The sequence below is a fragment of the Massilia sp. PWRC2 genome, from assembly GCF_049896725.1.
Taxonomy (GTDB): Bacteria; Pseudomonadota; Gammaproteobacteria; order Burkholderiales; family Burkholderiaceae_D; genus JAFCUW01.
In genome coordinates, this window is the sequence record NZ_JAFCUW010000002.1 from 40178 (window position 1) to 64150 (window position 23973).

28 protein-coding genes are annotated in these 23973 nt (G+C 64.1%); 6 read left to right on the forward strand and 22 right to left on the reverse strand.

Annotated elements, in window-relative coordinates:
• Positions 1-14: 14 nt before the first annotated feature.
• The 5 genes from ACP7BZ_RS04895 to ACP7BZ_RS04915 all read right to left on the reverse strand — a co-directional run bounded on the left by ACP7BZ_RS04895 (position 15) and on the right by ACP7BZ_RS04915 (position 5375).
• A complete protein-coding gene (locus tag ACP7BZ_RS04895; protein ID WP_426110630.1) occupies positions 15-863 on the reverse strand; it encodes a hypothetical protein in 849 nt (282 codons plus the stop codon).
• Positions 864-876: 13 nt separating this feature from the next.
• Entirely contained in the window at positions 877-1575 is a 699-nt protein-coding gene (locus ACP7BZ_RS04900) for a C39 family peptidase (protein WP_426110632.1), read from the reverse strand.
• Between the two features lie 2 nt (positions 1576-1577).
• Positions 1578-2006 carry a hypothetical protein gene (locus tag ACP7BZ_RS04905; RefSeq protein ID WP_426110634.1) on the reverse strand — a complete coding sequence of 143 codons (429 nt, stop codon included), beginning with the start codon at positions 2004-2006 and terminating at the stop codon, positions 1578-1580.
• 72 nt (positions 2007-2078) lie between these two features.
• Positions 2079-3608, reverse strand: a complete 1530-nt coding sequence (locus tag ACP7BZ_RS04910; RefSeq protein ID WP_426110636.1) for a hypothetical protein — start codon at positions 3606-3608, stop codon at positions 2079-2081.
• Between the two features lie 378 nt (positions 3609-3986).
• Positions 3987-5375, reverse strand: a complete 1389-nt coding sequence (locus ACP7BZ_RS04915; RefSeq protein ID WP_426110638.1) for a sigma 54-interacting transcriptional regulator — start codon at positions 5373-5375, stop codon at positions 3987-3989.
• 375 nt (positions 5376-5750) lie between these two features.
• Between ACP7BZ_RS04915 and ACP7BZ_RS04920 the strand changes: the two genes are divergently transcribed.
• Complete coding sequence (locus tag ACP7BZ_RS04920; RefSeq protein WP_426110640.1) at positions 5751-6113, forward strand: hypothetical protein; 363 nt, start codon at positions 5751-5753, stop codon at positions 6111-6113.
• Between the two features lie 10 nt (positions 6114-6123).
• On the opposite strand, the gene ACP7BZ_RS04925 is transcribed toward ACP7BZ_RS04920, so the two are convergent.
• The 10 genes from ACP7BZ_RS04925 to ACP7BZ_RS04970 form a co-directional block, all read right to left on the reverse strand.
• Positions 6124-6978, reverse strand: a complete 855-nt coding sequence (locus ACP7BZ_RS04925; protein WP_426110642.1) for a pirin family protein — start codon at positions 6976-6978, stop codon at positions 6124-6126.
• A gap of 226 nt (positions 6979-7204) precedes the next feature.
• On the reverse strand, positions 7205-7747 hold the full coding sequence (locus tag ACP7BZ_RS04930) for a hypothetical protein (RefSeq protein WP_426110644.1): 543 nt from the start codon (positions 7745-7747) through the stop codon (positions 7205-7207).
• 356 nt (positions 7748-8103) lie between these two features.
• Positions 8104-8556 carry a VanZ family protein gene (locus ACP7BZ_RS04935; RefSeq protein WP_426110646.1) on the reverse strand — a complete coding sequence of 151 codons (453 nt, stop codon included), beginning with the start codon at positions 8554-8556 and terminating at the stop codon, positions 8104-8106.
• Positions 8557-8607: 51 nt separating this feature from the next.
• Positions 8608-8928, reverse strand: coding sequence for a hypothetical protein (locus ACP7BZ_RS04940; RefSeq protein WP_426110648.1), 321 nt, complete (start codon positions 8926-8928; stop codon positions 8608-8610).
• Between the two features lie 516 nt (positions 8929-9444).
• Entirely contained in the window at positions 9445-9864 is a 420-nt protein-coding gene (locus ACP7BZ_RS04945; RefSeq protein ID WP_426110650.1) for an organic hydroperoxide resistance protein, read from the reverse strand.
• A 125-nt stretch (positions 9865-9989) separates the two neighbouring features.
• Complete coding sequence (locus ACP7BZ_RS04950; RefSeq protein ID WP_426110652.1) at positions 9990-10481, reverse strand: MarR family winged helix-turn-helix transcriptional regulator; 492 nt, start codon at positions 10479-10481, stop codon at positions 9990-9992.
• Positions 10478-11242: an SDR family NAD(P)-dependent oxidoreductase gene (locus ACP7BZ_RS04955; protein WP_426111656.1), complete on the reverse strand. Its 765-nt coding sequence runs from the start codon at positions 11240-11242 to the stop codon at positions 10478-10480. Before ACP7BZ_RS04955 ends, ACP7BZ_RS04950 begins: the two co-directional genes overlap by 4 nt.
• A gap of 70 nt (positions 11243-11312) precedes the next feature.
• A complete protein-coding gene (locus ACP7BZ_RS04960; RefSeq protein WP_426110654.1) occupies positions 11313-11834 on the reverse strand; it encodes a TPM domain-containing protein in 522 nt (173 codons plus the stop codon).
• The gene (locus tag ACP7BZ_RS04965) at positions 11834-12640 is read right to left on the reverse strand and encodes a TPM domain-containing protein (RefSeq protein WP_426110656.1); all 807 of its coding nucleotides are present in this window, start codon (positions 12638-12640) and stop codon (positions 11834-11836) included. The genes ACP7BZ_RS04960 and ACP7BZ_RS04965 overlap by 1 nt, the downstream gene beginning before the upstream one ends.
• A 4-nt stretch (positions 12641-12644) precedes the next feature.
• Positions 12645-13256, reverse strand: a complete 612-nt coding sequence (locus ACP7BZ_RS04970; protein ID WP_426110658.1) for a LemA family protein — start codon at positions 13254-13256, stop codon at positions 12645-12647.
• 131 nt (positions 13257-13387) lie between these two features.
• Here ACP7BZ_RS04970 and pyrF point away from each other — a divergent pair, with 131 nt between their 5' ends.
• On the forward strand, positions 13388-14206 hold the full coding sequence (pyrF, locus tag ACP7BZ_RS04975; RefSeq protein WP_426110660.1) for an orotidine-5'-phosphate decarboxylase: 819 nt from the start codon (positions 13388-13390) through the stop codon (positions 14204-14206).
• A 24-nt stretch (positions 14207-14230) separates the two neighbouring features.
• Here pyrF and sbcB read toward each other — a convergent pair whose 3' ends face one another.
• A complete protein-coding gene (gene sbcB / locus ACP7BZ_RS04980) occupies positions 14231-15670 on the reverse strand; it encodes an exodeoxyribonuclease I (RefSeq protein WP_426110661.1) in 1440 nt (479 codons plus the stop codon).
• 101 nt (positions 15671-15771) lie between these two features.
• Positions 15772-16719, reverse strand: coding sequence for a GGDEF domain-containing protein (locus ACP7BZ_RS04985; protein ID WP_426110663.1), 948 nt, complete (start codon positions 16717-16719; stop codon positions 15772-15774).
• A 201-nt stretch (positions 16720-16920) separates the two neighbouring features.
• Here ACP7BZ_RS04985 and ACP7BZ_RS04990 point away from each other — a divergent pair, with 201 nt between their 5' ends.
• Positions 16921-17724, forward strand: coding sequence for a helical backbone metal receptor (locus ACP7BZ_RS04990; RefSeq protein WP_426110666.1), 804 nt, complete (start codon positions 16921-16923; stop codon positions 17722-17724).
• A gap of 34 nt (positions 17725-17758) precedes the next feature.
• On the opposite strand, the gene ACP7BZ_RS04995 is transcribed toward ACP7BZ_RS04990, so the two are convergent.
• Complete coding sequence (locus tag ACP7BZ_RS04995) at positions 17759-18112, reverse strand: HPF/RaiA family ribosome-associated protein (RefSeq protein ID WP_426110668.1); 354 nt, start codon at positions 18110-18112, stop codon at positions 17759-17761.
• 136 nt (positions 18113-18248) lie between these two features.
• On the reverse strand, positions 18249-18911 hold the full coding sequence (locus tag ACP7BZ_RS05000; protein ID WP_426110669.1) for a DUF1345 domain-containing protein: 663 nt from the start codon (positions 18909-18911) through the stop codon (positions 18249-18251).
• A gap of 263 nt (positions 18912-19174) precedes the next feature.
• Here ACP7BZ_RS05000 and ACP7BZ_RS05005 point away from each other — a divergent pair, with 263 nt between their 5' ends.
• Entirely contained in the window at positions 19175-19807 is a 633-nt protein-coding gene (locus ACP7BZ_RS05005; protein WP_426110671.1) for a PEP-CTERM sorting domain-containing protein, read from the forward strand.
• A gap of 57 nt (positions 19808-19864) precedes the next feature.
• Here the strand turns inward: ACP7BZ_RS05005 and ACP7BZ_RS05010 are convergent, their stop codons facing one another.
• Together ACP7BZ_RS05010 and ACP7BZ_RS05015 are read right to left on the reverse strand one after the other, a co-directional pair.
• Positions 19865-21151 (reverse strand): MFS transporter, encoded by a 1287-nt coding sequence (locus tag ACP7BZ_RS05010; protein ID WP_426110673.1) that lies wholly within the window; start codon positions 21149-21151, stop codon positions 19865-19867.
• Positions 21152-21235: 84 nt separating this feature from the next.
• Positions 21236-22267 carry a CDP-6-deoxy-delta-3,4-glucoseen reductase gene (locus tag ACP7BZ_RS05015; protein WP_426110675.1) on the reverse strand — a complete coding sequence of 344 codons (1032 nt, stop codon included), beginning with the start codon at positions 22265-22267 and terminating at the stop codon, positions 21236-21238.
• A gap of 12 nt (positions 22268-22279) precedes the next feature.
• On the opposite strand from ACP7BZ_RS05015, the gene ACP7BZ_RS05020 reads away from it, so the two are divergent.
• A complete protein-coding gene (locus ACP7BZ_RS05020; RefSeq protein ID WP_426110677.1) occupies positions 22280-23194 on the forward strand; it encodes an NAD-dependent epimerase/dehydratase family protein in 915 nt (304 codons plus the stop codon).
• 8 nt (positions 23195-23202) lie between these two features.
• Here the strand turns inward: ACP7BZ_RS05020 and ACP7BZ_RS05025 are convergent, their stop codons facing one another.
• On the reverse strand, positions 23203-23454 hold the full coding sequence (locus ACP7BZ_RS05025) for a hypothetical protein (protein ID WP_426110679.1): 252 nt from the start codon (positions 23452-23454) through the stop codon (positions 23203-23205).
• Positions 23455-23713: 259 nt separating this feature from the next.
• On the opposite strand from ACP7BZ_RS05025, the gene ACP7BZ_RS05030 reads away from it, so the two are divergent.
• Positions 23714-23971 carry a hypothetical protein gene (locus ACP7BZ_RS05030; RefSeq protein WP_426110681.1) on the forward strand — a complete coding sequence of 86 codons (258 nt, stop codon included), beginning with the start codon at positions 23714-23716 and terminating at the stop codon, positions 23969-23971.
• Positions 23972-23973 lie beyond the last annotated feature (2 nt).

Sequence of the window (23973 nt, forward strand, 5' to 3'; positions counted from 1 at the left end):
TAGCGCTAAAAAGCTCAGGGTTGACCGACGACGCGGGTGAGCGCATCGTGCACGGTGGCGTGAAAATTGAGCGTGTTGAGCAGGCCAGCACTGTTGACCGTCGAACGGATGACGGTGTCGGTGCGGATCAGCTGGTTGTCCAGACTGTTTTGCACGACCATGCCGCCCAATGCCGCGCCCGGGTCGCCAGCCCGATAAATATTCTCACCACCGCTCTGAACCAGTTTGACGGCCGACAGTGCCTCGCTGGTTTGCCTGGCCTGCTCCGCGCTGATGCGGCTCAGATCGGCAATATCGATACGCGTGTGAGCGAGTACATCGCCATTGATCGACACTAGCCGGTCGATACCGAGCGATACCAGCAAACCGTCGGCGCTGGTGAAGCCGCCGCGTGCACCTTCGAGCGTGCCATCGTCGACCCGCGACCAGTCGCCTGGGGCGATGGCCCTTGTTGCCATGTTGTGCAAGGCTGCGAGGCTGACCGTGTCCATCGCATGAATTGCGTCGGCGTCGGCGGCGTCGGCGGCGTCGGCGGCGTCGATTGCATCGACGATCGCGGGCGCATCGAGACTGTCCGCGATATCGGTTGCCCCGAGCGTTTGACCCGCATCGAGCGTATCACCCGCATCGAGCGTCATGGCCGTGTCGGCCGTCCCATCCGCAACAGTGGCATCAGCTGCGCTAGGCAGTGCGGTGGCATCGTCAAGGTTGTCGCGCTGCAGGACCACCAATGGCACGGCGCTTGCCATTGTCGACGCCTGGTGCGCAGGCGTGCCGGCGATGGTGGGCGTCGCAAAGCCGGCTGCGGCCAGCCACATGCCGACGTGCCACAAGCCGAACTGACGGCCATCTATTTTGTGCATTGCTCTCTCCACGTTAGTAGTCGCCCGGGCCATTGCGGCCGAGGGCCAGGCCGCGCAGGGCATCCTGGTACAAGGCCGTATCGAGCGGTGCAGCAGGCGCGGCGCGCCAGTGTTCGGGCTGGTTGAACAGGGGACGCTGGGGGCTGCCGTGAATAAGGAACAGAAGTTTGTTGGTCCACAGCTGTTCAAACGCCGCACGCGCCATCGCCCGCGTGCCGGTGGCAGGATCGCCCAACAGGATGCGGCCATCGGCAGCGCCCTGGATGACGACGAAATGCTGATAGCCTTTTTCGGCGATCAGCACAATGGCAGGCAGTTCGGCATCGAGCAGTTTTTGTAAGGGCTGGCGAAAGCCGTCCGCCGTAAAACCGCGGCGTTCCAAAAAGCGCTTGATGTCCAGCAGAGAAAAACCTTCACGACGAATTTTTGCCTGGTCGCCCCGCACAAACATGTCGGAGAACACGGTGCGTTCGTCGATCGGGGTGCCGTAGTGGAAGGTGAGCAGCGTTGCCACTGCGGCCGAGCCACAGCTGAAATCGTACTGCTGGTGCAGGGTGTGCGCAAAGCGTACCGCCTTCAGGCTGGTGACCGGCACATTGAAGCGGCCGCCGCCAAGAGACAAGTCGAGCGCGCTGGCGTTCGGGCCCAGGCCGCCCAGCGCGGCGCCGAGCAACGCTGTTTTGAGCACGGCGAGGACAGGGCGGCAAGCCATGGCTATTGCAACTGCAGGTGGATGACGGTGGCGTTTTGGATCAGCACGTTCGCACCGGAGTTTTGCACGATGATCGGGATGCCCGTCATGTTGGCGAACGCGCCGCCGTTGATGACGTTCCAGCCCGTTTGCACATTGTTGGCAACGTTGCCGCTGACTTCGCCCGTGAGGCGGGTATCGACCGTGGTGCCGTTGCCGCCCCGTGCAGTGTCGAGCTCGGTATCGCCCGCCAGCGCAGGCGCACCGACAAAGGGTGGCGCTGCCGCTGGCGCCTTGGTGACTGCGGCGACATTGCTGTCTGTTCTGTCTGTTGTCGACGCGCTGTCAGACGGCGCAGTGGTCGACGGCGCCGCATCAGCCCGTGCGCACACGGCGGCCAGAGCAGCATAGCAGAAGGCATGTCGCCAATTGCAATGGGTATGAATATTCATGGCGCTCCTTTGTTCAATGCGGCCGGTGTTGGCGTTGCCTTGACGGCAGCCTCACCGGCCTTCGGGTGCATATTAACGGCCGCCCACGTTCAAGTTGGCTTGCACATTGACGCTTTGCTGGACGAGCGAGGAGATGCCGCTGTTCTGGCTCATGACGACAATCCCGGCGGCGCTGGCAGCGACGTTGCTCATGTTGTTGGACAGGTCGAAAGTGCCCGCATCGACGGTCGTGGTACCGGCATTGCCGCCTGCTGCGCCATTACCGGCACCACCAGTGGCGGCACCGCCCGTATCGGTGCCGCCGCCGCCGCCCGCGCCGCCGGTATTGCTGCCGCCGCTACCACCAGCGCCGCCATTGCCGGCGGTGGCGTCACCGACGACCGGACTGCCGTTGGTGGCGCTGCCGTTGGTGGCGGCGCCACCTGCCGCACCATTGCCAGCAGTATTGGCGACAGTGCCGGAATTACCGCCCGTCGCGCCGGCGCCACCGGCACCGGCAACGCCGCCAGTGGTGCTCGCGCTGGCACCAGCGCCGCCGCTGCCAGCCGTGGCGGCAGCGCCAGCGCCGCCTGTGCCGCTGGCAGCGCCGCCCGGCCCACCGGCGCCACTGGTGCCGCCGCTGCCGCCTGCACCACCGGCACCGCCGTATCCGCCAGCGCCACCGGTGCCGCCGGTGGCGGCGCCACCGCTGGCAGTCGCACCGCTGCCGCCGTCGCCATAGCCAATCGCCAGGCCGCCCCAGGTGGCACCAGTGCCACCACCGGCGCCACCGGCACCGGCGGCCGCGCCGGCAGCGCCATTGGCCGAGCCGCTGCGTCCGCCCAGTCCGCTCGTGTTGTAACCAGCGCTGCCACCGGCGCCACCAGTGGCCAGGCCGCCGGCGCCGCCGGCGCCACCCGTGGACGGACCGACGTCGCCATGCCCACCACCGGCGCCGCCATAGCCGCCGGCACCGCCAGCGCCGCTGCTGGCATCGCGGGCGGCACCACCGCGTCCGCCAGCACCACCGTTGGCGTCACCGACATAAGCATCGCCATTGCTGGCCCAGCCGTTATTGGTGGCATTGCCACCGGTTGAGCCAGAGGCGGCGTTGGCGCCGCGGCTGGCACCGCCCGCACCGCCCGCCGCGCCGGCTGAGCGGCCGCCGACGGCGATGCCGCCAAGGCCGGCGCCGCCATTGCCACCCACGCTGTCGCCGTTCTGATGGGCGACGTTGCCGATGTTGTAGACGGTGTTGCCGGTGACGGTGCCGGTGAGTGCTGAGCTGGCGGTGGCAGTGGAGGTGTTGAAGGAGTCCGACAACGTGGCGGTGGCGGTAGCGCCGTTGTTGGCGGCAGTGCCGTAGGCTTCGCTGGCAGCGTAGCCGCTGCTATTGTTTTGCGCGCTGTTGTCCTGGGTCGAGGTGGAATTTTCGTTGGCCTGCGCGCCCGTGCCTTTTTGCGCATTGGTGGCGACGGCGATCTGGCCCAGGGTGGCGCTGCCAGCATCGCTGCCTGTTGCAGCGGCGGCAGGAGCGGTGATGGTGCCGGTGTTGGTTGGATTGGCGCTAGCGCCAGCGCAATAGATCAGCGCGATGGCCGCAGCCAAAATGCTTGGTTTCATGTTATCCCCTTTAAGATAGCTGTCTGGTAAAAGATTGAACCGGTCGTCGACGGGCAACTGGTCCGGCAAGGGAAGTGCTTGCAAATTCGATGCCAGCGCTATGGCGGCGTCGCCGGCCCCCGGACGCTGGGCGGGGGACGCTGGGCGGGTTGACCAACTGGGCGCGTGCCCTCGCGGAAAACGACTGCAGAAATGTATCGATGGTGTGACGACTCGGCCGTGGCGGCGGGCACGCTCTCCCACCCGTTGCTCAGGGATCTGTGCCATTGTTCCGGCCCGCTGCCCAGTAAGACGGCGCTGTATCGATGGCGTGACAATGCGCTGCGCGCGGCTACTCTGCAGGGCCGACAGTGGTAACGAAGTTGAGACAGACCGACCCTATGGTTCGATGCCGTGTTTTGCCAGCAGGCGATACAGGGTCATACGCGAGACGCCGAGGTCGCGCGCCGCCTGGGTGATATTGCGGCCGGCGCGATCGAGGCTGGCGCCAATGGCGGCGCGCTCGGCATCGATGCGCGTGGCGTCGAGGCCGCCTGCGCGGGTGGGCAGCGGGGCCAGCCCGAGGTCGTGGGCGCCGATCAATCTGCCCTCGGAGAGCACCATGGCGCGGCGGGTGCGATTGATCAGTTCGCGCACATTGCCAGGCCAGTCGTGCTGGCGGATGGCGTGCAGGGCATCACTGGCGAAGCCCTTCAGGCGCGGCGCTTTTTCTGCCGCATACGTGTGAAAGAAGTGGTAGGCGAGCATGTCGAGGTCGGCGCGCCGTTCGCGCAGGGGCGGCACATCGATGGGCAAGACGTTGAGGCGGTAATACAGGTCTTCGCGGAAGTCGCCCCGTGCCACTGCCTGCTGCAAATTGACGTGCGAGGCGGCGATCACGCGCGCGTCGACCGTGATGGCACGGGTGGCGCCGACCCGATAGATGGTCTTTTCCTGTAAAAAACGTAGCAGGTTGGACTGCAGGTCTTTGGGCAGGTCGGCGATTTCATCGAGAAAAATGGTGCCGCCACTGGCCGACTCGATCAGGCCGGCCTTGTCGCGGGCGGCGCCGGTGAAGGCGCCGCGGGCGTAGCCAAACAGCTCCGACTGAATCAGCGACGGCGGCATGGCGCCGCAGTTGATCGGCACGAAGGGGCCGCCGGCTCGCGGCGAGCGCGCATGGATCGCCTGCGCCGTCAGTTCCTTGCCACTGCCGCTTTCGCCCCAGATCAGTACCGGTGCATGCGACTGCGCCACTTTGACGATGTGGGCGCGCAGGCGCGCGATCGCCGCACTGCAGCCCGTGAGCGCCATGGTGTCGTCGCTGGCGGCCGCCGCGCTGTGCGGCTGCGCCCGCAGCATGGCGACGCCGTGCGCATGGCCGATGGTGTAAGCCAGGCGCACGGCATCGATGGGGTGGGTGTAGTAGTCCATCAGGTAGTTGGCGGCCACTGCGCGACAGGCCGGCATGGCCAGCGCGGCGCGCTGAAAGGCGCCGATCCATTCGATATTCCAGTGTTCGCGAAAAAATTGTTCGGCTGCGGCGACGCCTTCGGCGCCCGGCAGATCGAAGGCGACGCCGACCAGGCAGGGGTTGCTGCGCAACAGGCGGCCTGCTTCGCGCCAGCTGCTCGCGTGCAGCAGCTGCCAGCCGGCCAGCGCGTCAGCGAGCGTGTCGATGATTGTGGCACTGCAGGCATCACCCAATAGCTGGTCGCATGCGGCGCCACGTACTGCTGACGGCTGCGCCCGCGGCGCAGCAATACAGAGCAATGATTTGGCGGTCATGACGGACTCGGAGAGGTGCACTCAGATGAGATTTTCAGTGCACTTATAAGTTCGTCCCACACCATTGATGCAGGCCCCGGTGTCGAATCGATTTTAAAGGAAGGCAATTCCACGCTGGTGCGCTTGCGCGTGGTACCGGTCCAGATAATATGCATGGCAGTCCATCGGTCATGGCATTTTGACGTTCTGTCGCGCCATTCGACGCTTTGGTCGATGGGGCAGGATGAGATCGGGGTAGCGCCCTAGACTGGTTTCATCGCCAGGCCATGCAAGGCCCTGGCGAACCGCGACCGGGCCAGCGAGCGCAGTGCAGTTTGCCACGGCAAACACGGCAACCGCCAGCCATCACTCACTTTTATATGGATTGGAATAATCATGCGTATTTTTGTTCAGCTTGCCATTGCCACCGTCCTTGGCGTCGCTGCCAGCAGTGCCGGTGCCGCCCGCGCCACGCAGGTCGACGCCGCGCCGTCGTCGATGTCGCTACAAGCCATGGTTGCCGTCCCCGGGCATCGGCCGGCTGCCGATGCCGCCAGTCTGGCCGGCGTGTACGGTTTGCCGAGCGGGCAACTGTTGCGGGTCTCGTACCAGGGCCGTCGCCTGTTTGCTGAACTGGGCGAACGCAAGGGCGAGCTGGTGCCTGTCGGTGGCGACCGCTTTGCCATCCGCGGCAGCAGCGTGCGCCTGACGTTCGAGGTGGCGCCGTTTGCCACCGATGTCGTCATCACCGGTCATTGACGCCACGCCGTCACAACGGTGCGCCGAAACGTCCCGCCTGGTAGTCGGCGATCGCCTGGTTGATTTCCTGGCGGGTGTTCATGACGAACGGACCGTGCGACACCACCGGTTCGCCGATCGGGCTGGCGTGGCCGAACACCACCAGGCTGTCGTCGTCGGCAACCAGATCGATGGCGTCGCCTTCTTCGTTCATTTCGACCAGGGTGGTGCCGGATACCCGCTGGCCGACGATGGTGACGGCGCCCCTGACGACGTACAGGAAAACGGTGCGGGCCCGCAGGGCGTCGATGCGCAGTTCGGCGCCGGCCGGCAGTTCGATGGTACTCATGAAAACGCCGGTGAGCGAGGCGACCGGTCCGTCCTGGCCCTGCCAGTGGCCGGCGATCAGGTGCATGGTGGCGCCAGTGCCAACCGCCAGCGCCGGAATCTGTTCGCGCTGCAAGCCCGTGTAAGCTGGTGGGCTCATCTTCAAAAGACCAGGCAGGTTGACCCACAGCTGCAGCAGTTCGATGGGGCCGCCGTGGTCGAGGAACGCTTGCGGCGAGATCTCGGCGTGCACGATGCCCCGTCCGGCCGTCATCCACTGGACGCCACCGGCGCGGATGATGCTTTCGTGGCCGGCGCTGTCCTGGTGCGTCAGCATGCCATCGAGGATGAAGGTGACCGTTTCAAAGCCCCGGTGCGGATGGGGCCCGAACGGTAGTCCATGGTTATGGGCCGGATACGTCTGCGGGCCGTGGTGGTTGAGGAACAGGAAGGGATCGAGTTGCGCCAGGTGCGCATTGGGAAGGGGGCGCTGCGTGAGCAGGTCGCCGATATCGTCGCGCACCGCCTGATGCAGTTTTTTGATGGTCTTGTCGCTCATGCCGTCGTGGTCCCTACATTTAAAATGGTATGAACAAGACAGTACCTCAAAGTGCCGGCGCGTGGCGCAATGGGCCGTGCGCGTGCCTTGCGCAAATAGCCAGGCGGGCGGGCACGCAACAGCGGCGTCGCGGTGGCTGCTGTTGCACCGCGACACCGGGGGCGCGCTATGCCGCCCTGATTTGCTATTTGCTATTTGCTATTTGCTATTTGCTGTTGGCTCTCTGCTATTGGCTGATGGCGCCGGCAGCCAGGTTGACGCGGTCGCCCGTGCGGAAACCGGGTATGCCGTCCTGGTTGATGACGCGGGTGGTGCCGTCATCCATGCGCACGGTGATGCGGTACATGCGGCCTTCGCCGGCTGCAGTACCGGCGCTGCTAGTGCCGGTGCTGCTACTGCCGGCAGTGCCGCTGCTGCCACTGCCAGCGCCGCTGGCGCGCGGTACCGATTCGATCAGTGTGACGGTGGCGTTGGGCATGGCGGCGTGCGAGGCGCCGCTGGCGCTGGCCGGTGTGGACGACTGCGCGCTGGAGGCAGCGTCCGCTGCCCCGGTGTTGCTGGCGCCCTCCGTGCTGCTGCTGCCAGTCATGCTATTGGTGGAACTCGTGCTGGCGGCGCTGCTGCTACTGTCGCCACCGGGGCTGGCCGCCGCTGGGCTGCGGCTCATGGCGGAGGTGCTTGCGCTATCGCTGCTGCCGTAGGTGCTACAGCCTGCCAGCGCGATCGCCAGCATGCCCGCCAGTACGACGCTCTTTGATTTTCGATTCATGTTCGACTCCTTCTGTTGGTATCGCTACAGTGGGTGTGCGTGACGATCCTGCTGGCCACCTACATCAGAGCGACGAAAGCCGGCGGCGTTCAGGCGTGACCAGCAGGTTCTGACCCGCATCAAATAGTTGTTATCGCAAGCTTGCAGCGCTGAAGCAGATGGCGACAGCGTTACAGTTGCCGAACGTAACTTGGTGCGTGATGCGTGATGCGTGATGCATGGTGCGTGGCGAAGCATGCAGCGTGACGGTGCGACCGAGCCACAGCTCTAGGAGTGGCCGGTAGCGCATCAGGTTCAGTCAGCTTTGGCGGGGTTTGTGGCGGATCAAATGCCGGCTTGGACGGCCGACGCCTGTCTCAGGGGCGGCGGGCGGGCGCCAGCGCCAGTCGGTTCAGGCGCGGCCACAACAGGTAAAGGATGGCCGCACTGCCCAGCGCAGCGCTGCAGTCGACCAGCCAGTCACCGATGGCAGCGCCGCGGTAGGGGAAGAAGCTTTGCACGAATTCGTCGAAGGCGCCCATGGCGGCCACCGCCAGTACCGCAGTGAGGGCGCGGCGGCGTGCACTGCCGTCCGTGCCGCAATAAATCAGCATGGTCAGACCGGCGTAGGCAGTCAGGTGCAACACCACGCCGCTGGCGACATGGCCGATGTCGGCGCGCGCGCCGGGGACCGATCCGAGAACCAGGATGGTAAGGTAGGCAATGGCAGCGATCCGGATGCGCATGCGTGCGAGTGCAGGATCAACCAGCAGAAAGCGTAACAGGGTCGTCATGCAAGTGGTGGTGGCGGCAAAGCGCGAGGATACCATGCCCGCCTGCAGGCGCGCTGCGCCCGCGCGTGCGCCGGCCCCGGCAGATCGTCAGATCGTCAGGGCCGGGGCGCCGCCCGCATAGTGGGCGTCATAGCAGCTGCGGCAGTCGGCGCAAAACAGGTGGGCGGTGCGCACAGTGTCCTGGCGCAAAATCAGATTCAGGCGGTTGGTGTGGCATTTCGGGCAGGGTTCCCGCACGGTACCAAAACTTTGCAGTTCGATCACGGTGTTGTGCGCGGCCGCATGGTCGACCACCGAATGGGGGTTGAGTTCGGTCAGCAGCAGCGGCTCGCAAGGTTGACCGCGGCGACGACCGAGCAGCGCGTCGGTGGGATTGGCGAAAGCGGGGGGAAACGGCGGTTGGCTCATACGATCACTCCTTCGCTCGTTGGATGAGGCGGACAGGGCAACTGCCGCGCTTCCACTTCACTATAGTGGATCGGCGACAGCCTTCAAATACTTTCGGAGAAAAATGTCACCTTAAGTCGTTGAACGGTGGCGCGCGGCGGCAGGCGCACACCGTTCCCGCAGACGGGGAAGGCAGCCTGCGGGTGACGGTCCCCCCTGCGGCGCGCTCAACGATAGAGCGGAGAAAATTCGGATGGCGCGCCACTGGGGCGCGCCTGGCTGCGACCACGCATATCGGTTACGTGTATGGCAGATGAGTCGAGTATAGGCAGCCAATATGACGCTGGAATGACATTGTTCGTCAAAACGGCAGGCGCGGGTGGGACGTACTCGGGGCAAAAAAAAAGCCCGCTGATCAAAGCGGGCTGAAGACTATTTTCTTGGAGGAGAATAGTGGAGACGAGTAGATTATGCTGCAACGCACGATATTCGTCTAATTGTCATTTCAGATAACAGATATATATTTTATCTATGTCATCACACTGCCGAGATGGCAACCTCGATGTTGCCGCGTGTCGCGTTCGAATACGGGCACACTTCGTGGGCTTTGGCGACCACGGCTGCTGCGGCGGCGGCGTCCATGCCGGGCGTGCTCACCTGCAGGCGCACGGCCAGGCCAAAGCCACCACTGCCGTTCGGGCCGATATCGACCTGAGCGGTAACGGCCGCATCCTGCGGCAAGGGGGTTTTGAGGGCGCCGGCGACAAACTTCATGGCAGAGAGGAAGCAGGCAGCATAGCCGGCGGCGAACAGTTGCTCAGGATTGGTGCCGACACCACCAGCACCACCCAATTGCTTGGGTGTGGCCAGTGCAACATCAAGGGCACTGTCGCTGGAGGCGACGCGGCCGTCACGGCCACCGGTGGCGTGTGATTGTGCGGTGTAAAGAACTTGCATGAGGATCTCCTTGGGGGCAATGGGGACGCTGTCACTGCAGCGCCGATAGATCAATGATAGTACACAATTTAATTGTGTGCAATTAAATTGATTTATCGCAGCTGCAGGGCGCGCTGCCTGAAACTTTAGCGGGCGGCGGCGTCCGCTTCGTCGATCGTTTTTAGCATGCTGTCACGCACGCTCGACAACGCCTGGCGCAGGGCGATCAGGGTGGGCGCATCCTTGCCGGTGGCGCAAAACATTTGTTGCGGCACGCTGCTGGCGCGGCTGCGCAACTGGCGGCCGGCGCTGGTAAGAGAAATACGCACCTGGCGCTCGTCGTGGGGATCGCGGCGGCGTTCCACCAGTCCGTTGCTTTCGAGACGCTTGAGCAGGGGAGTCAGGGTGCCGGAATCGAGAAACAGGCGGCTGCCGATCTCCTTGACGAGGATGGCGTCCTGCTCCCACAGCACCAGCATCACCAGGTATTGCGGGTAAGTCAGGCCGAGCTGGTCGAGCAGCGGCTTGTACGTCTTGGTGACCGCATGCGAAGCCGAGTACAGGGCGAAGCAAAACTGCTCGTCGAGTGCCAGCAGGTCAGCGGCACTGCGCTGGACGGGCTTGTCCGCTTCGCTCATGGCTTGACCTTGACGGTGTAGTTGAGCGCCAGCCGGCCGCCGTCGGCATAGATGGTTTGCCCGGTCATGTAGGAAGCGTCGTCGCTGGCGAGGAAGGACGCCAGTGCGGCCACTTCTTCCGGTTCGCCGCAGCGTCCCATGGGGGTGCGCGAGAGGATGGTGTGGCGGGCTTCTTCGCTGCCCAGCACGGCCTGCTTTGCCAGTTCGGTGAGGATGGTGCCGGGGCCGATGCCATTGACACGGATGCCGTGCGGCGCCAGGCTCAGCGCCATGACCTTGGTCAGCTGATTGACCCCGCCTTTTGACACCACGTAGGGTACCTGGTTGGGAATGGCCAGCTGCGCATTGACGCTCGACATATTGATGATCGCGCCGCTGCCCTGTTTGACCATCGCGCGGGCGGCGGCCTGGCCGCACAGGAACATCGATTTGAGGTTGACGCGCAGCACGCGATCAAAGTCTTCTTCGGCCAGCTCAAGAAAATCGGCGGCGTGGGTGACGCCAGCATTGTTGATGAGGATATCGATGCTGCCAAACTGTTGCAGGGTGCTGGCGATCATGGCGTCGACGTCGACCTTCTGGCTAACGTCGGCAGCAAAAAAACGCGCACCCTCGCCCAGTGCGGCGGCGGCGGCGGCGCCCTCCGGCTTGATATCGACCAGCATCACGCGGGCGCCATCGCGCAGCAGGCGCTCGGCGCAGGCCAGGCCAATGCCCTGGGTGGCGCCAGTCACAATGGCAACCTTGTCGGCTAATTTCATCATCGCTTTCATTCGATAAACACGCGCCAATTGTACTGGACGCCGCCTGCCTGCGTGGCCGTCGTCAGGGTCACATCAGCAGCGGGCGGTCAGGCAGCTCGTTGCTGCGCGGTCCCGTGCTGGGAAATTGTTCGCGCAACAGCTGATTGACGCGCTCGATGGCGGCGAGGGTGCTGGGCAGGAAGTCGCTGCGGGCGAAACCGGCCGCCAGGTCGGCGCACACGGCATTCCAGGTGGCGCCATCGATGCAGCGGCCAACGGCGCGGTCGGCGACGATGTCAACGGCGCGCTCAGCCAGGTTGATGTAGATCAGGATGCCGCAATTGTCTTCGGTGTCCCACACGCCGTGCTCGGCGAACAGGGCCAGCGCGCGCTGGCGGTTAGTGACGCCGGCCCAGACCAGCTCGACCGGCATCGCAGCCTCGACGATGAGACGCAGTTCGCTGCGGTGGGTCTGTTCGCCGGCGGTAATGGCGCTGGCAATGGCGGCCAGCGCTTCCTGCGGGAAGGCACGACGACCGGCGCCGCTGCCGCTGCGCAGGTGGCGCAGCGCGCGGCTGAGGCGGTTGACGGGCGGGGTGAGGGCGTTCATCACCAGTTCCCCGAGGCGCCGCCGCCATCGAAACCACCACCACCGCCGCCACCGAAGCCGCCGCCACCGAAGCCGCCGCCACCGCCACCGCCAAAGCCGCCACCACCACCACGGCCCAGACTGCCCAGCGCGGTGCCAAGAATAAAGCCGGTGGCATTGCCGCCCCAGCCGCCGCGCGAGAGCCGCGCGCCGCGCGGACGGAAGATGCTACCGATAAGGAAGATGCCGATCAGGATCATCGGCAGCCAGCCGATGGCGCCGCCGGCTGCCTTCGCTGGCGCGCCCTGCGCCGCCGGAAACTGTTCTTGATTGAGCAGGGTCGCCACCGCGCCGACCCCTGCCACCAGGCCCTCATAAAACTGGTCTTTTTGAAAGTAGGGGGCGATCACATCCTGCAGGATTTGCTTGGATTTGGCGTCGGTCAACACCCCCTGCACGCCGCGGCCCGCCTCGATGCGCAAGCGCCGCAGGCTGGCCGGATTGTCCTTGGCGACCAGGATCAGCACGCCGTCATCGACTCCCTTGCGGCCCAGCTTCCAGGCGTCCGTCACGCGGATACTGTATTGCTCGATCTGCTCGGGCTCGGTGGTCTTGACGGTCAGCACGGCGATCTGGCTGCCAGTGCGCGTTTGATAGTCGGTCAGTACGGTGTCGAGCTTCTGGCGCTGTTCGGCGTCCAGCATGCCGGCCTGGTCGGTGACGAGGGCTGTCAGTTTCGGCACCGGCTGCTGTGCCATGACGGCGCCCGCCATGCCGGCCAGCAGGCACAGGGCGATCAGCCAGCGGATGGCACGCAGCGTGGTCATGGCCTTATTTGCCGAAGTTGACGGACGGCGCGGTGGAAATGGCTTTTTCGTTTTCCACCGTAAACGCCGGCTTCGCCTTGTAGCCGAAGATCATCGCCGTCAGGTTGTTTGGAAAGCTGCGTACCGACACGTTGTAGTCCTGCACGGTGACGATGTAACGCTGGCGCGCCACGGTGATGCGGTTCTCCGTGCCTTCGAGCTGCGATTGCAGATCGCGAAAGCCGGCGTCGGCCTTGAGGTTGGGATAGGCCTCCGTCACCACCATCAGGCGCGACAAGGCCTGCGTCAATTGTCCCTGCGCTTGCTGGAACTTGGCAAAGGCGGCGGGGTCATTCAATACGTCGGGCGTGACTTGCATGCTGGTGGCCGAGGCGCGCGCCCGGGTGACTGCTTCGAGCGTGTCTTTTTCGTGCGAGGCATAGCCCTTGACGGTGTTGACCAGATTGGGAATCAGATCGGCGCGGCGCTGATACTGGTTGACCACTTCGCTCCACGCCGCCTTGGTCGCTTCATCCTTGGACTGGAACTGGTTGTAGCCGCAGCCGGACAGGAACGCCGACACCAGCGTGAAGGTAAGTAGCAGACGGGTCCAGCGCGCATATCCTGAAAAAATCATGGTGTAGTCCTGGCTCGTTGTCGAATGCATAAAAATATACCTGAATTGGGCAGCGGCCGTCGTTTTAATGGTGTGCGCTGGCGCGGTACAATGCGGCGGGTGTCACTTAACAGAAAACAGAAAGGCCGGACGTGAAATTCATCGACAAGCTGTCCACCGCGTGGACCGGCAACAATTCCTTGTTATGCGTCGGCCTCGATCCCGATCCCGCCCAGTTTCCCGGCGCCTGGCGCGGGCGGCCGCAGGCGATCGTCGATTTTTGCAAGGCCATCATCGATGCCACCGCCGATCTGGCCTGCGCCTTCAAGCCGCAGATCGCCTATTTCGCTGCGGTCGGTGCCGAAGACCAGCTCGAAGAAGTGTGCGTCTACCTGCGCAGCCGCTATCCGCACATCCCGCTCATTCTCGATGCCAAGCGCGGCGACATCGGCGCCACCGCCCACCAGTACGCGCGCGAAGCCTACGACCGCTATGGCGCCGACGCCGTCACCCTCAATCCCTACATGGGCTTCGATTCGATCGAGCCCTACCTGGCGTGGCAGGACCGCGGCCAGATTATCCTGTGCCGCACTTCCAACCCGGGCGGCTCCGACCTGCAGTTTCTCGATGTGGGCGGGCGTCCCCTGTACCAGCGGGTGGCCGAGATGGTCGCTGGCAGCTGGAACCGCAACGGCCAGTGCGCGCTGGTGGTCGGCGCCACCTACCCGCAGGAACTGGCGCAGGTGCGGGCGATCGTCGGTGACATGCCGATCCTGGTGCCCGGCATCGGCGCCCAGGGCGGCGACGTTGCCGCCACCGTGGCCGGTGGCAAGACGGCAGCTGGTAGCGGCTTGATGATCAGTTCATCGCGGGCGATTCTGTACGCCAAGCAGCAGGGCAGCGAAGACTTCGCTGCAGCGGCGCGGCGGGTGGCAATGGACACCCGCGACGCGGTCAACGCCTGCCGCTGAAGGCGCCGGCAGGCGCTTGAAGCCCTAGCGCCGGGTTGGGGCGATCGACTCGGCGTAGTCGTACAGCTCGCCCAAAATCCCCTCGGCGCGTTCGTCGGCGTCTTCCGACAGCAGATCGATTTCGGCGAACAACTGTTCGATGGTGCGGGCGGCGCCGGCGCCATCGAACAGGCGGGCGGCGCGGTGCTGTTCCCACGAAAACAGTTCAGCCTCGCCCAGGGTCTCGGGAAAATTGCGGGCACGAAAACGGAACAGCAATTCGTCGAGCCGCTCGTCATCGAAGGCGGGACGGGCGGCGGCCAGCTTGGCCGGTGTCAGCGCGCGCAGGGTGTCGAGGGTGCGGCGGTCGCTGTTGCCGATGAAGCCGCCATACAGGTCTTCGTCGACATCGAGCGGCGCCAGCGCCGGCCGCCGGTACACCTCCGCCCACAGGGCAGCCAGATCGGGGCCGTTGGCCACCGCCAGCGCATTGGCACGGTTCGCTTCGACGTCGATGCCCCAGCGCGCGGCCATGGCCGGACTCAAGGTCTTCAGGTTGGCCACCAGCATCGGCGACTTGTTGATATGGACGCTCTTGATGGGCAGCCGCGTTATCCCTGCCGGCAACTCGGCACTGCGCGTGAACATGCGCTGGCGCACCGTTTCGGCATCGAGCGCGAACAGTGCGGCGGGGTCGTGGGCGCAATCCCACACCAGGATTTCATTCTTGTTGGTGGGGTGGGCGGCGAGCGGAAAGACGATCGCCAGGCAGCCACGCTCAACCGGGAACATGCCGGAGACGTGCAGGAAGGGCTGGCGACTGGCGGGCGCCAGGTGCAGGCCGATTTCGCTGGCGACCTTGTCTTTCTTGTGCAGGCTCAGGCAAAAATCAAACAGCTTCGGCTGGCGCTGGCGGATCAGGCGCGCCAGCGCGATGGTGGCACGGACGTCGGACAGGGCGTCGTGCGCCGCTTCATGCAACAAGCCATTGGCGCGCGCCAGGTCTTCCAGCCGGAAACTTGGTTTGCCATCGTCGCGCAGCGGCCATTCGATGCCGTCCGGCCGCAGCGCATACGTCATGCGGACGACATCGAGCAAGTCCCAGCGCCCGCACTGGTGTTGCCATTCGCGCGCGTACGGGTCGATCAGGTTGCGCCAGAACATGAAGCGGGTCACTTCATCGTCGAAACGGATGGTGTTGTAGCCCACCCCGATGGTGCCCGCCTGGCTGAACGCGGCTTCTATGGTGGCGGCGAACTGGTGTTCGGGCACGCCCCGTTCGAGGCATTGCTGCGGGGTGATGCCGGTGATCAGGCACGCCTGCGGGTCTGGCAAAAAATCGGGCGCCGGCTGGCAGTACAGCATGATGGGCTCGCCAATTTCATTGAGCGCGGCATCGGTGCGGATGGCGGCGAACTGGGCCGGGCGATCGCGACGCGGCACGGCGCCAAAGGTTTCGTAGTCGTGCCAGAGAAAGCTGTTCATGGTGATTTTTTTCGGCGGTCAAAGTGGGCGGCCATATGGTGTCATGAATCGCGCCGCGCCGCCAGTGCCGGCCCGTGCCTCGGTTGCAACTGCGCTGGCGCCTAGCCGCTGACCCGGTTGCGTCCGGCTGCCTTGGCCCGATACAGGGCGGCGTCGGCGGCGGCGACCAGCGCACTGTCATCCATCGGCAGCAACAGGTTGGCCACCCCCAGCGAGCCGGTCAGGTGCGGCAGCGGCAGGCGCATGTCGCGGAACACCACCATCTGGCGCAGGCGCTGGCAGAGCCGCTCGGCCACCATGGTGGCCAGCTTTTCGCTGGTGTCGGGCAGAATCACCAGCATTTCTTCGCCACCGTAGCGGACGGCGAAATCGGACGGCCGCAGTGCCTTGGCGATGACGGCAGCGGCGCCGCGCAGGGCGTCGTCACCGGCCTGGTGGCCGTGGCTGTCATTGAAATGCTTGAAGTGGTCAAGGTCGATCATGACCAGCGAGAGCGGACAGCCCGTGCGCTGCGCCTTGCCCACCATTTTCGGCAGCATGTCATTGAGCCAGGCGCGGTTGTACAAGCCGGTCAAGCCATCGTTCATCGATAGCTGGCGGTAGAATTCGCCCACTTTCTGGCGCTTGCGGGCGGTGGCGCTGGCGGCGCGGATGCGAAAGGCGAGCATGCGCAGCAGGTTGCGCGCCACGCCATTCGAAGTATCGATCAGCTGCCAGACCAGGTCGCCATCGATGACCAGCAGGTCGCTGTCCTGCACCGCGCGGATCTCGGCCAGGTTGGTGCTCTCATCGAGCACCGATTGCTCGCCCACGCTTTCACCGGGCAGGATTTTGCTGACGGTGCCGTCGAGGGCAGTTTCGGCCAGCGCGCCACTGAGGACGATGAACAGGCGCGCTTGATACGTGTCTTCGAGGCGCTCGTCGCGCGGCAGGCGGCAAATGCTGCAGCCGGCCAGCAGCGCCTTTAACTGGTGTTCATCGGCGCCGTCAAACAGTTGCAGATCGCTCAGGCGATAGGAAGAAGTAGCGAAGGTGCCGATGTGATCCACAATGAGCCTAATAATTTCTATTCACAAAGCACGATGCTGGTTGGTGTCAGTATCATAACGCATTGCAAGGGAAGCAATAGGATAAGCATATCGACGCCGTTTTGCCGCTCTGCTAAAACGGCGCTGGCAGCGCGCGGCCATTGGTGTTTCAATGCGGGTGGTTGCATATGTTCTTTTTGACTCACCACACTGGCCCCCTCCATGGACCTTCGCACGCTCGCCCTCACAGACGCCATTGGCACCGTCCACAAACCGGCCGCCGGTGCCCGCATTGTCTGCCTGGTGCCGTCGATCACTGAATTGCTGTGCGAGCTGGGGCTGGCGCAGCAACTGCTGGGACGCACCGGCTTTTGCATCCATCCTGCCGCGCTGGTGGCCGCCATCCCCAAGGTGGGCGGTACCAAGGATGTCAACCTCGGCAAGATCCGCACGCTGGCACCGAGCCACCTGATCGTCAACATCGACGAGAACGAAAAGCCGACGGTCGAGGCGCTGGCAGAATTTGTCCCGCACATCGTGGTGACCCACCCGCTTGCGCCGCGCGACAACCTGGCGCTGGCGCGCCTGCTGGGTGCCATCTTTTGTGTGGACGAGGCGGCTGCGCGCTGGTGCGCGCAGTTCGAGGCCGAGCATGCGCTGTTGCGGGCCGCGCCGAAGGGGCCGCCGCAGCGCGTGCTGTATTGTATTTGGCAAGATCCGTGGATGGCGGTGTCGGCCGACACCTATATTGCGCGCATGCTGGCCGAAATCGGCTGGCGCGTGGCGCCGCTGGCCGATCCCGGCCGCTATCCGACATTTCAGTGGTGTGCCGCGCTGGTGGCAGGAATCGATCAAGTGCTGCTGTCGAGTGAACCTTACCGTTTCACGCAGGCGCATGTCGATGCGCTGGAACAGCAGATCGGCAAACCGGTGCAACTGGTCGATGGTGAGATGCTGTCGTGGTATGGCAGCCGCTCGGTGGCGGGCTTGCGCTATCTGCGCAGTCTGATCGGCTCAATCAGCTGAGCCGCCGGCGCGGCGGCGCTGGCGGCGCATGTTGTTATTCTTCTTCGTCGACGATGACGGCGGTTTTATGCAGCTGCTTGTCGTGCACGCGCCCGAGGGCGCTGTCGACGGCGCGTTTGAGTTTTTCGGCGGCACCGCTGATGGCCTGGTGCAAGGTGGCGGCATGTTCGGTGACGGCGATTGGCTGGTAATTGGTGACACGCGCTTCGAGCATGCAGCGGTTGCCGCCGTCAGCGGACTTGTGGCTGTTGTCATCGGACAGATGCACTTCGACGCGGGTGATCTGTTCGCCGAAGCGGGCGACGGCTGCCTTGACGACCGTTTCGACGTGCTCGTCGAGGCCGTTGTTGCGCTCGATGTTCTTGTCGGCATTGATGTGAATTTGCATAGTGGACTCCTTGGTTGTGTTCAACAGGCCCCAACCATGGGCTTGCTCAGGCGGCGGCGCGCCATCATCGGCGGCACCGCACGCTTCGAATCAATCTTACACCGATCTGCGCGCACGCCGGCGTACGCCAGCGCACTCAGGTTTTCAGCAGGCCCGCGGCGATGTTGATCGACAGTCCCAGGATCACCAGATTGAAAAAGAAATTGAGCACCGAGTGGCCCAGCACCAGCTTGCGCAGAGGCTTGCTCATCACTTGCACATCCGAGGTCTGCGCCGCCACCGAGATGGTGAAGGCGAAGTACATGAAATCCCAGTAATCGGGCTCGACGTTATCTTCGGGAAATTTGAGGGGTTTGTCGGGGCCGTCGCAGCGATAGTAGCTGTGGGCGTAGTGAAAGCAGAACAGCACGCCGACCAGCAGCCACGAACCGAACAGTGTCGCCACTGTCAGCAGATAGCGGCCGGCGCGCTCGCTGCCCTTGGCGTCGGACAGCTGGCCCAGCTCAAAAAAGATTGCCGTTAGGCTGCAGACGGAGGCAATCACCAGTAGCAGCAGCACCACGCCGGCGTTCTCGTCTTCGCTGTCGGCCTTGCGGTTGACGCGGTCGCTGTCGGCGACCATCACCACCCGCAACATGATCGCCAGAAAACACCAGACGGCGACATCCCACGCCGTCAGCGCCCGCGTCAGCCAGCGCATCTCGGCCGGCAGCAGGGCAGCAGTGACCAGGCCGACGATGGTGGCGGCCAGCAGGTTGGGGCGGCTGGTGACGATGCTGTGCCAATTGTTTGTTTGCATTGCGGGCCCGCGCGAGGAATGGAAGTAGCGAATTATTCCACAGCAATGATCCGTCGCACGGTTTAACTGCGGGCCTGGGTGCCTGCGCTGCTGTTCGGGCGGCGCAACAGTCACTGCTGGTGTCGGAATTCTTTACATCGGAGACATGAAAAGCCAGCGTGCCGTTTGCAAGTTGATGTTTCTATTGGGTAAAAATAGTTGGGCATGGTTATTGCTAAATACCTTTTAGAAATATTCGACTACGACATAACCCAGGAAACGCCATGAAGATCACCACCGTACTGCGCACTTTTATCGCCGCCGCCGCTTTCGCCAGCGCCTCCATCGCCAGTGCCACGGCGCTCTACTCATCGTATGCGGACCAGAGCAGTTTTTTGAGTGCGGTGAGCAATGCAAAAACGGACAACTGGGGTGGCGCATCGCAAAATTTGAACAATGCACAGATTAAGGCGATCTCGGCTGGCAGCATCGGCTACACGTCGACCGGTTTCAGCAACCATAATCTGGTGGGCAGTTACGGCCTGTGCTGGGGTTGCAATGGTTCCGGTGTCATGAACTTGACGAGCACCAACGTCGGTAGCGCAGACGGCGTGTACGGCTTTTCAACCACCTTGTCATTTGACAATGGCTATAACGCTTACATCACGTTTGGCGACAACAGCATCCTCAGTCTCACCAATTTGTCGGCCAACAGTTTCATCGGATTCACCTCGAGCAGCCTGATTAAAAGCGTGGAATTTGCCCATGCCATTGGTCAGCACTCCACCGATGGCTCGGTTGGGTTCAGGCAAGTGACGGTGGCAGCCGAGGGCGCAGCGGTGCCGGAGCCGACCAGCGTGTTCTTGTTGGGAATCGGCATGATTGGGGTGGTTGCCGCGCGCCGCCGCAAGCAGTGAGCGCTGCGCAGATCGTTGAGTGCAAAACAACCCCGCTTCGGCGGGGTTGTTGCTTGTCTAAGGCGCTTTCGCGCTAGCGGACGGGGCGCTTTCTTTGTCGTGATGGGGAAACCGGTCCATGCGCGAAAGCACGGGAAACAGCCAGGCCCACAGGCCCGTCACCACCAGGGTGGCGGCGCCGCCGACGACGATGGCGCGCACCAGGCCCAGCCAGCCAGCCGCCAGCCCCGATTCGAATTCACCGAGCTCATTGGAGGCGCCGATGAATACCGCGCTCACCGCGCTGACGCGGCCGCGGATCTCGTCCGGCGTTTCGTACTGCACCAGCAGGTGGCGGATGTAGACGCTGACCATGTCGCCGACCCCCAGCAAAAACAAGGCGCCGAGGGCGACCGGCAGGCTGGCGGTGGCGCCCAGTACCACCGTGGCTACGCCGAACAGGCCGACGCCGCCAAACATCCACAGTCCCACGCGGCGGCGGATCGGCCACAGCGCCAGCGCGATCGAGCAGATGGCGGCGCCGGCACCAGGGGCGGTGCGCAGCAGGCCCAGTCCGGTCGGCCCCGCCTGCAGCACGTCGCGCGCATACGCCGGCAACAGCGCGGTGGCGCCACCAAACAGCACGGCGAACAGGTCGAGCGAGATGGCGCCCAGGATGATGGGCCGCGAACGGACGAAACGCAGCCCTTCGAGCACCGTGTGCCAGCTGGCCGGCCCGCTGCTTTTTAGCTGGCTGGTGCTGCGGGTGCGCGTCATCAGCACGGCGGCCAGCAGCAGCAGGGCGCCGGCCACCAGGTAGACGCTGGTCGGCCCGGCCAGATACAGCAGGCCACCGAGCACGGGGCCGGTGATGACGGCGACGTGAAAGCTCGACGAACTGAGCGCGACCGCCTGGCTGAACTGGTCGAGCGGCACCAGGTTTTTCAGGATCGCTTGTGAAGCCGGCATCATGAAGGCGCGCGCGCTGCCAAACAGGACCAGGATAGCGAACACCGGCCACACCACGCCGCCGCTGTTACTGAAATTGAGGCTGAACAGCAGTAGCAGCAGCGACACCAGAAATTGCAGACCAAGGCAGGCAGCAATCACGCTGCGGCGGTTATAGCGGTCGGCGACATGGCCGGCTGGCAAGATCAACAGCAGGAAGGGCAGAAACTGGGCCAGGCCAATCAAGCCCAGATCGTACAGGCTGCCAGTGATGTCATACACCTGCCAGCCGATGGCCACACTTTGCATTTGCACGGCCAGCGTGCCCAGCACGCGCGACGATATATAAAAGGCGAAGTTACCATTGCGCAGGACGGCAAAGCGGCTGGCGGAGTCCGCCGTGGAATGTTCGGGCATGCTGGCTTTCGGAAAAGATTGCAGCACGGAATTATGCCCGAACTGGCCGCCCTCTGCAGCCGGCGGCAACCGTTGGACGGCGTGTCAGGACGCCGCCAGGTCCGCTTCACTGGTAAATGCATCGGCAAAAAACTGCTCGGCTGGCAAGCCACGGTGACCGATAAAATCGCGCTGCGCCGCTTCCACCATGACGGGGGCGCCGCAGGCATACACCTGGTAGCCCGACAGGTCGGCCAGGTCGTCCATGACGGCGGCGTGGACGAAACCGCGGCGGCCGCTCCAGTGGTCTTCGGGCAGCGGCTCGGATACCACCGGCACATAGGTAAAGCGCGGCAGAATTTGCGCCCACTGCTCGCACAGGGCATGCATGTACAGGTCGTGCGGCCGGCGGCCACCCCAGTAGAGGTGGACGGGGCGGGTCGATTTCAGGTGGATCAGGTGTTCAATGAGTGCCTTGACCGGCGCGAAGCCGGTGCCGGAGGCCAGCAGCACGATGGGCGCAGCGGCTTCTTCGCGCAAATAGAAGGTGCCCAGCGGTCCTTCGAAACGGACGATGTCGCGCTCTTTCATGGTCGAGAACACCTGGTCCGTAAACAAGCCGCCAGCCAAGTGGCGGATATGCAGGGTCAGCGGTGAGTCCAGGCTCGACGGTGCATTGGCGATGCTGTACGCGCGCCGCTTGCCATCCCTGAGCATGAATTCGATGTACTGGCCGGCGCGGTAGGCGAGCGCTTCGTTGGCTGGCAGTTGCAGGCTGATGACCATCACATCGGGCGCCAGCCGTTCCAGTTTGCTGACGCGGGCCGGCATCTTGCGCACCGGGTAATCGCTGCTGCCGGCCACTTCGCGCGCTGCAATGACCAGGTCAGCGTCGGTGGTGGCGCAGCAAAACAGGGCGAAGCCGGCGGCCGCTTCGTCGGCCGACAGTGCGCGCTGCTGGTGCGCACCGTGGCTGACGGTGCCAGCGATGACCTTGCCCTTGCAGGAACCGCAGGCGCCATTCTTGCAGCCGTAGGGCAAGCCGACGCCGGCACGGATTGCCGCGCCCAGCACGGTTTCGCCGGCCTCGCAGGCAAATTGGTGGCCGCTAGGCTCAACAGTGATCTGGAACGTCATACAATCTCCAACATGAAACAATTTATCAAACAAAAAAACCAGCAAACATTCAAGCGGCCCCGCTTGCTCATCATCGGTTGCGGCGATGTCGGCCTGCGCCTGTTGCCGCTGGTACGCGAACGCTTTCGCGTGTTTGCCGTCACCAGCAGCGTGGAACGCTGCGCGCCATTGCGCGCCGCCGGCGCCGTGCCGATCGTGGCCAATCTCGACGACCGTGCCAGCCTGGCCCGCCTGAAAGGGCTGGCGCCGTATATCGTGCATCTGGCGCCGCCGCAAGGGCAGGGCGCACGCGACCAGCGCAGCCGCAATCTCGCCGCCATTTTACCCGACGGCGCGCGCCTCGTTTATGTCAGCACCACCGGCGTGTATGGCGATTGCCAGGGGCAGCGCATCGATGAAACGCGGTCGCTGGCACCGCGCAATGCGCGCGCCATTCGCCGCGTCGATGCCGAGCGCGTGTTGCGCCACTGGGCCCGGCGCAGCGGCAGCGCGCTCGCCATCGTGCGCGCGCCCGGCATTTATGCGCGCGAACGCTTGCCGCTCGAACGCTTGCGACTGGGCACCCCGGCGCTGCGCGCGGCCGACGATGTGTACACCAACCATATCCATGCGGACGACCTGGCGCAGATCGTCGCCCGCGCGCTGCAGCGGGGCTTGCCGGGGCGTGTCTATAACGCCGTCGACGATAGCGACATGCAGATGGCGGCGTATTTCGATGCGGTCGCCGATGCGTTCGCACTGGCGCGGCCGCCGCGGCTGGCGCGTGCCGCGCTGGCGCAACAGGTGTCGCCGCAACTGATGAGTTTCATGAGCGAGTCGCGGCGCATCGATAACCGCCGCATCGGCCAGGAACTGGGGGTGAGGCTGGCGTATCCGCAGATCGTGCCGGCACTGACGGCGATGGCTGCAAGCGGCCCGGCCCGCTAACTGCGCGCTTACTTCTTTTGCTGGGCGCGGCGCTGCTGCTGCTTTTGCTGGGTTAATACCTTGTGCTGGCGCTGTTCGTACAGGGCCTTGGCATCGTCCTTGGCGCGCTCGAGCGTGCGCATGGCCTCGTGGTCATCGTGGGCGACAAAATAATCGGCATCCTGGGCGTCGACCACCAGCTTGATGGCGGCGGCATCGTCGAGTTCGTATATTTCGGTCAGCAGGGTGGTGACCTCGTCGAGGAATTCTTCGTATGTCATGGGGCGCCTTTTAGTGTGGGAGAGAAAACCCGGTGCGCGCCATTTTAACCGCAAGCGGCCGACCGCGCCGGCCAGCAATTGCCATTCGGAAATCCTAAATGCAAGCTGGGTCTTGCCAATAAGCTTCGCTTAAGTAATCGGCATTCGTGCGGTGTATGCTGGTTTTGTCTGCTGAGGCCAGCGCTACCCTGCAGTAGACACCCCCGTTTAATATGGCGCCGCTTGATCGGGCGCCAGCGATCACGAAAGGATGACGAGTATGAACAAGCAAGTTGCGAACATGGCCGTGTACAACCCGGCCAAGGTGCTCGATGCGATTATCGCCAAGCTCAAGTTAAAAAACGACGCCGCGCTGTCGCGCGTGCTGGAAGTGGCACCACCGGTGATCAGCAAAATCCGTCACCGCAGCCTGCCGATCGGCGCGACTATTTTGCTGCGCATGCATGAAGCGAGCGCCATCAGCATCCGCGAGCTGCGTGCACTGATGGCCAGTCCGATGGAGCCGTCGCCAGCCTGAGC